The sequence below is a fragment of the Micromonospora arida genome, assembly GCF_003857035.1.
Taxonomy (GTDB): Bacteria; Actinomycetota; Actinomycetes; order Mycobacteriales; family Micromonosporaceae; genus Micromonospora; species Micromonospora arida.
In genome coordinates, this window is the sequence record NZ_QGSY01000195.1 from 26,069 (window position 1) to 32,068 (window position 6,000).

6 protein-coding genes are annotated in these 6,000 nt (G+C 72.9%); 3 read left to right on the forward strand and 3 right to left on the reverse strand.

Features of this window, described 5'->3' with window-relative positions:
- Positions 1–71: 71 nt before the first annotated feature.
- Positions 72–1,259: a spore photoproduct lyase family protein gene (locus DLJ58_RS18515; RefSeq protein ID WP_208741193.1), complete on the forward strand. Its 1,188-nt coding sequence runs from the start codon at positions 72–74 to the stop codon at positions 1,257–1,259.
- 4 nt (positions 1,260–1,263) lie between these two features.
- Here DLJ58_RS18515 and DLJ58_RS18520 read toward each other — a convergent pair whose 3' ends face one another.
- Positions 1,264–2,094 carry a M15 family metallopeptidase gene (locus DLJ58_RS18520; protein ID WP_244219010.1) on the reverse strand — a complete coding sequence of 277 codons (831 nt, stop codon included), beginning with the start codon at positions 2,092–2,094 and terminating at the stop codon, positions 1,264–1,266.
- Between the two features lie 159 nt (positions 2,095–2,253).
- On the opposite strand from DLJ58_RS18520, the gene DLJ58_RS18525 reads away from it, so the two are divergent.
- Both DLJ58_RS18525 and DLJ58_RS18530 read left to right on the forward strand, forming a co-directional pair.
- Positions 2,254–2,523: a hypothetical protein gene (locus DLJ58_RS18525; protein WP_124858083.1), complete on the forward strand. Its 270-nt coding sequence runs from the start codon at positions 2,254–2,256 to the stop codon at positions 2,521–2,523.
- 334 nt (positions 2,524–2,857) lie between these two features.
- On the forward strand, positions 2,858–3,895 hold the full coding sequence (locus DLJ58_RS18530; protein WP_124858085.1) for a LacI family DNA-binding transcriptional regulator: 1,038 nt from the start codon (positions 2,858–2,860) through the stop codon (positions 3,893–3,895).
- Between the two features lie 136 nt (positions 3,896–4,031).
- On the opposite strand, the gene DLJ58_RS18535 is transcribed toward DLJ58_RS18530, so the two are convergent.
- Positions 4,032–4,880 (reverse strand): peptidylprolyl isomerase, encoded by an 849-nt coding sequence (locus DLJ58_RS18535; protein ID WP_244219011.1) that lies wholly within the window; start codon positions 4,878–4,880, stop codon positions 4,032–4,034.
- 70 nt (positions 4,881–4,950) lie between these two features.
- The coding region (locus DLJ58_RS18540; RefSeq protein ID WP_341869911.1) for a D-alanyl-D-alanine carboxypeptidase family protein at positions 4,951–6,000 on the reverse strand (1,050 nt) is incomplete at its 5' end.

Consider the following 6,000-nt stretch of genomic DNA (forward strand, 5'->3'; position numbering starts at 1 on the left):
CTGACCTGATCGCGTCAATCGCCGATCGCCCGAACGGGTGGGATTCCTGCGGCAGCGGGTACCCCGGCCCGGTGACCAGCCCGGACGGCGTCGACGTCGACCAGCCGCTCGCCGTGGACGTGCCCGCCGCGCCGCACGACGCCAGTGGCGAACGCGTGCCGACCCGCGACCTCGCCGGCCTCGCGCCGCCGACCCGCTCGGCGCGCCGCTGGACCCCGAGCCGGGTGGTGGCCACCCCGGCCGCGCTCGACCACCCGCACGGCCAACGGATCGTCGAGCGGGTGCGGGCACTCGGCATCGAGGTGGAACCCCTGCGCGCCAACCGGCTCACCGGGGTACGCGGACAGACCGACCGGGAGACCTACGCCCGGGCCAAGTCGGCAATGGCGATCGTGGTGAGCCCACCCTCGCGGCGCGTCCTGCAACCCATCGCGCCCAGCGCCGACTGGCGGGTCGACCTGGCCGAGGGCTGCCCGGCGCACTGCCAGTACTGCTACCTCGCCGGATCCCTGTCCGGCCCACCGGTGACCCGGGTGTACGCGGACCTCGACGACATCCTCACCGGGCTGGCCGCGTACGCCGGGCGCGGCACGGTGACCAGCCGCAACGCGCGGCGCGCCGACGAGGGCACCACCTTCGAGGCGTCCTGCTACACCGACCCGCTCGCCCTGGAGCACCTGACCGGCAGTTGGCGGCGCGCGGTGCAGCACTTCGCGGACTGGGACGCCCCCGTGCAACTGCGCTGGACCACCAAGTACGCCGATGTGGACACCTTCGTGGGGCTGCCGCACGCCGGCCGGACCCGGGTCCGCTTCAGCGTCAACTGCGCCCCGGTGAGCGTTCGGTTCGAGGGCGGCACCGCCCGGGTGTCGGACCGGCTGGCCGCGTTGCGCCGGCTCGCCCTCGACGGCTACCCGGTCGGGCTGACCATCGCGCCGATCATCGCGCTGCCGGACTGGCGGGAACGCTACGGCGAACTGCTCGACCAGGTCCGCGCGGCGGTCGACGGGGTGCCGGACCTGGACCTGACGGCCGAGCTGATCACCCACCGGTTCACGCCGGGCAGCAAGGAGGTGCTGCTCGGCTGGTACCCGCGCACCCGGCTGGAGATGGACGAGGAGTCCCGCACCCGCAAGCACGGCAAGTTCGGCGCGGTGAAGTACGTCTACCCTCGCGAGCAGATGACCGAGCTGCGCGACTGGTTCACCGCCGAGCTGACCGCCCGCGTGCCAGCCTGCCGGGTCCTCTACTGGACCTGACCGCTCAGCCAACCGACGAGCGGGCGACCGGGGCGGCGAAGAACGTGTCCGGGTACGGCTCGTCGCGCAGGCTGTAGTGCCACCACTCACGGTCGTAGTTGACGAACCCGGCGTCGGTCATCAGCCGCTGCAACAACCGACGGTTGTCCCGCGCCGTCGGCGTGACGCGGGGGTCGGCGGTGTGCGCCCGTGGGTCGAAACAGTCGAAGCCCGTGCCCATGTCGATGCTGTTGTCGGCGAAGCGCTGCCCGCGCGGCGCGGTGCAGGCGACCAGTGGTTGCCCGACCCGGTACGGAGGTTGGCTGGCGGCGGGCTCGTCGACAAGGGTCAGGTCCAGGGTGCTGCCGCGGCTGTGCGCGGTGGGCGCGCCGATGTAACCGTCGGCGAAGAGCCGGTTCTTGGCCAGGTCCGGGTAGAACTCGGCCTTGGTCTGCTGCTCACCAGGGCGCTTCGACCAGGCGACGAAGTCGTCCACCGCCGGTTGCGGGCGGTAGCAGTCGTACACCTTGAGGCTGTGCCCACCGGTCAGCGCGGCGTCCTGTACGCGGCGCAGCGCCTCGGCCGCCTGCCGGGTGAGCAGGCACAGCGGCTCACGGTAGCCGGTGATCGGTCGGCCGACGAAGTTGTGCGGCGTGGCGTAGCGGATGTCGGCGTGGATACGCGGGTCGAGGTCGGTCAGCACCACGAACCCGGGCAGCCGCTCGGCGGGGCTCGGCGACGGGGTGGGGCGCACCGGCGTCGGCTGCGGCATGGCCGGCACGGGCCGAGGCTCCGGCCGTGAGCAGCCGCCGAGCAGCACGGCGAACGCGAGCACGACGGCGACGCGGGTACGCACCGGTCCTGTCTATCAGCCCTGGCCGGGCCCCGCGCCGGATCGGCCGTCGACCGGTTCGGCCACGCCCGCCGGACGAGCCGGCTCGACCGGGTCAACGGACCAGCAGCGCGTCCTGCATACGTTCGGACAGCCAGTCGCTGAACGAACCCTCGGTCCACGATGGGGATCACCCGAGGCTCGAGCATCGGTTTCGGTGGCCTGCAGGGCCTCGCCAACCGCGAGGGCTGCAACCGCGCCGACCTCACCATCAACGCGAGTTGCGGCATCGGCTACACCATCCCGGCCCTGGTTGCCAAGGTGATCAACTTCTTCCTGAGAATCTTCAACGCCAAACCCATCGCCGCCGAGGGCGGGATCCCCAACCCGCCGCCAGTCGTCAACCTGGTCAACCAGCACTGGGTCACGAACCGGCCGGTGTGTCAGCACTGAGATCGCCACCAACGACGAGGACCCGGCTGCCCAGGCGTCGCTTCTCGCAGCCGGGGTCTCATCAGGCTCCGTGCACGAACCGTGGTTGAGCCCTGAGAGCCCTTTCCCGGTGGCGGAAAGCCGGCCGACACGGAACTGCCGCGGGCCGGCGCGGCGAAAGGTAGCCGAAATATATCCGGAATACTTCCGTAACTCCGCCGAGCGCTGGAACCAACCGGGCGTGTCGTCAACCCCTATCGGTGAGGCAAGATGACGCGAGGAACGGTGCACGCCGTTCCGGGACACACGGTGGCGACGGCATGCTGTCGCTTCCGGAGCGGTGAAGGAGACGCGGGTGGGCGCGGACGACGGACGCAGGGTGACCATCACCGCGATCGCACGGGAGGCCGGGGTGTCGGTGCCGACCGTGTCACGGGTGCTGAACGGACGCTCCGATGTGGCCCCGGACACCCGGGAGCGGGTCGAGGAGTTGTTGCGTCACCACGGCTACCGGCGACGCACCAGCCGCAGTGTTCGCCGTGCCGGTCTCGTCGACCTGGTCTTCAACGACCTGGACAGCCCCTGGGCCGTGGAGATCATCCGCGGCGTGGAGGATGTCGGGCACGGCGCGGGCGTCGGCACTGTGGTCTCCGCGATCCACCGGCAGCCCACCGCGGCCCGGCAGTGGTTGCAGAACCTGCGCACCCGGGCCACCGACGGCGTCATCTTCGTGACCTCGCACCTGAGCCCGCCGCTGCACGCGCAGCTGCGTCGCCTCAACGTGCCGGTAGTGGTCGTGGACCCGGCCGGCGTGCCGGCCATGGACGTGCCGACGATCGGCGCCACCAACTGGGCCGGCGGGCTCGCCGCGACCGAACATCTGCTCGCGATCGGGCACCGGCGCATCGGCTTCGTGGCCGGGCCGACGCACCTGCTGTGCAGCCGGGCCCGGCTCGACGGTTACCGGGCCGGGCTGGAGGCCGCCGGGGTGCCGGTGGACGACGCGCTGATCTACCCGGGCGACTTCTACCACGCCTCCGGGTTCGCTGGCGGGACCGCGCTGCTCGACCTCGCCGACCCTCCGACCGGCATCTTCGCGTCCAGCGACCAGATGGCCTTCGGCGTCTACGAGGCCATCCGGCGCCGAGGGCTCCGCGTGCCGGACGACGTGAGCGTGGTGGGGTTCGACGATCTGCCGGAAGCCCGCTGGGCCTCACCCCCACTGACCACCGTGCGCCAACCGTTGGTCGAGATGGGACGGTTGGCAGCCCGGACCGTGCTGCGCCTGGCTCAGGGCGAGGGCATCGACTCGCCCCGGGTGGAACTCGCCACCGAGTTGGTCGTTCGGGACAGCACCGCCGCCCCGCTGACCGGGTCGCCCGCCTCGACGTGACGGCCGGAACCACGGCGGAAACCGGTTGGATCGGTCCCGGTCCGTTCCCGAAAATTCCGACGAGGCCGGGCCCGACCGAAAGTCACCCCACGGCGGGCGCGGTGAGCGACCGACGGTCCCCCACCGCGCCGCACGGTCAGTGGTGGTGGTGCCAGCGGACGGCCTTGCGGATGGTCACCGGCAGTGCGGGCGCGCCGTCGACCGGCGCCGGGTCCTCGGCGGTCGGTGCCACTCCCCCGGCGGCGATCCGGTCCAGGGTGGCCAGGCCGGCCCCGTCGACCTCGCCGAAGATCGTGTAGTTGGGGCGCAGCGCGGAGTTGGCGTAGACCAGGAAGAACTGGCTGCCGTTGGTGTCCGGCCCGGCGTTGGCCATGGCCAGCACGCCCCGGGCGTACACCCGGCGCTCCCCGGTCGGGTCGGTGGGCGCGGGCGGCAGGTCGGTCGGCAACTCGTCGCGGTACCGGTAGCCCGGACCGCCCTCACCGGTGCCGGACGGGTCACCGCACTGCAGCACGCTCAGCGTCGGGTACGCGGTGAGCCGGTGGCACGGGGTGCGGTCGTAAAACCGCTTGTTGACCAGGTGCAGGAAGCTCTGCACCGTGCACGGCGCGGCGGCCCGGTCCACTGTCAGCCCGATCGGCCCGTGGTTGGTCGCCAGAGTCACCCGGACGCTGCCCCGGGCCGGGGTGCGCCGCGGGTCGGGCGGCAGCGGCACCGGCCGGGCCGCCGGCTCGTCCGGGGTCTCGGTGTACGCGCACGGGCCGTGGGTGGTGCGTGGCGGTCGGGTGGCGGCGTCGGCGTCGGCGGGTGGCGCGGCAGAGACGCGCACCGTGTCGGCCGACGGGCCCGGGGCGGCCAGCGCGGTGGCGGACGAGCCGACGACCAGCGCCCCGGCGAGCACTGTCACCCCCGCGAGGCGGGTCAGGGCGCGCACCGGCCGGCGGGGTGCCGCCACTGCGGGGCGCGGTTCGAGTTCACTCGACACAGGGATCCTCCTGGACTGGTGGTGCCAGAAAGACCGGAGTCTATGGAGGGCAGCGCCCGATGTCGATCCGTCAGGGCATCCGGCGGCGACGCCGCCACAGCAGGCCGCCCAACAACGCCACCACCGTCGCACCGCTCACCGCGGTCACCGACCAGAGCCACTCCGAGCCGGTACGCGCGGGTCCGCTGGCCGCCGCTGGGCGGGGCGCGCCGGGTGCCGCCAGCGCGGACGGCACCGCCGACGGGGTGGCGGTCAGCTCGCCGGGCTCGACCAGTCGACCCACGGCGGCGTCCCGGGGCAGCGTGAAGCCCCAGTCCAGGAGGGCCGCGCCCTGCTCCCAGCCGCGCGCCGGTGCCGATTCGGCGCCCAGCAGAGTCACCACCAGCCGCCGCCCGCCGCGTTCCGCCGCCCCCACGTAGGTGTGCCGGGCCAGGTCGGTGAAGCCGGTCTTGCCGCCGAGCGCCCCCGGGTACCGGTAGATGAGCTGGTTCTCGTTCTGGATCTCGAAGCCCTTGGTGCGTTGCGCCGGCTGGACCGGAATCGACGTCTGCTCGGTCAGCGCGTACCGGCGGAAGGTCGGCTGGGCGAAGCAGGCCCGAGCGATCAGCGCCAGGTCGTACGCGCTGGTGAACTGCCCCTTGCCGTCCAGCCCGGACGGGGTGACCGCGTGCGTCTGGAGCGCGCCGAGGTGGTGCGCCTGCTCGTTCATGGCGCGTACGCCGGCGGCGCTGTCCGTCCCGCTGCCCAGTCGGGCCAGCGCGTTGGCGGCCTCGTTGCCGGAGTTGAGCAGCAACCCGAGCCAGATGGTCTCGATGGTGTACCGGCCGCCCGCGACCAGGCCCACGGCCGAGGAGCCGGGTTCGATGTTCATGTCCGCGTCGGTGACGGTGACCGTCTGCTTCGGGTCGAGCTTGGGCAGCATCGTGGCCGCCAGCAGGAGCTTCTGCACGCTCGCCGGTGTGCCGTACTCGTGGGGGCCGCAGCCGCCGAGCACCTGGCCGCTGTCCAGGTCGGCGACCAGCCACGACGTGGCGGTCACCCTCGGCGGCGCGGCGACGCCGGCCGGCACGACCAGGCCGGCCGTGTCCAGCGCCGCGCCGCCGATGATCCGCTGCGCGGG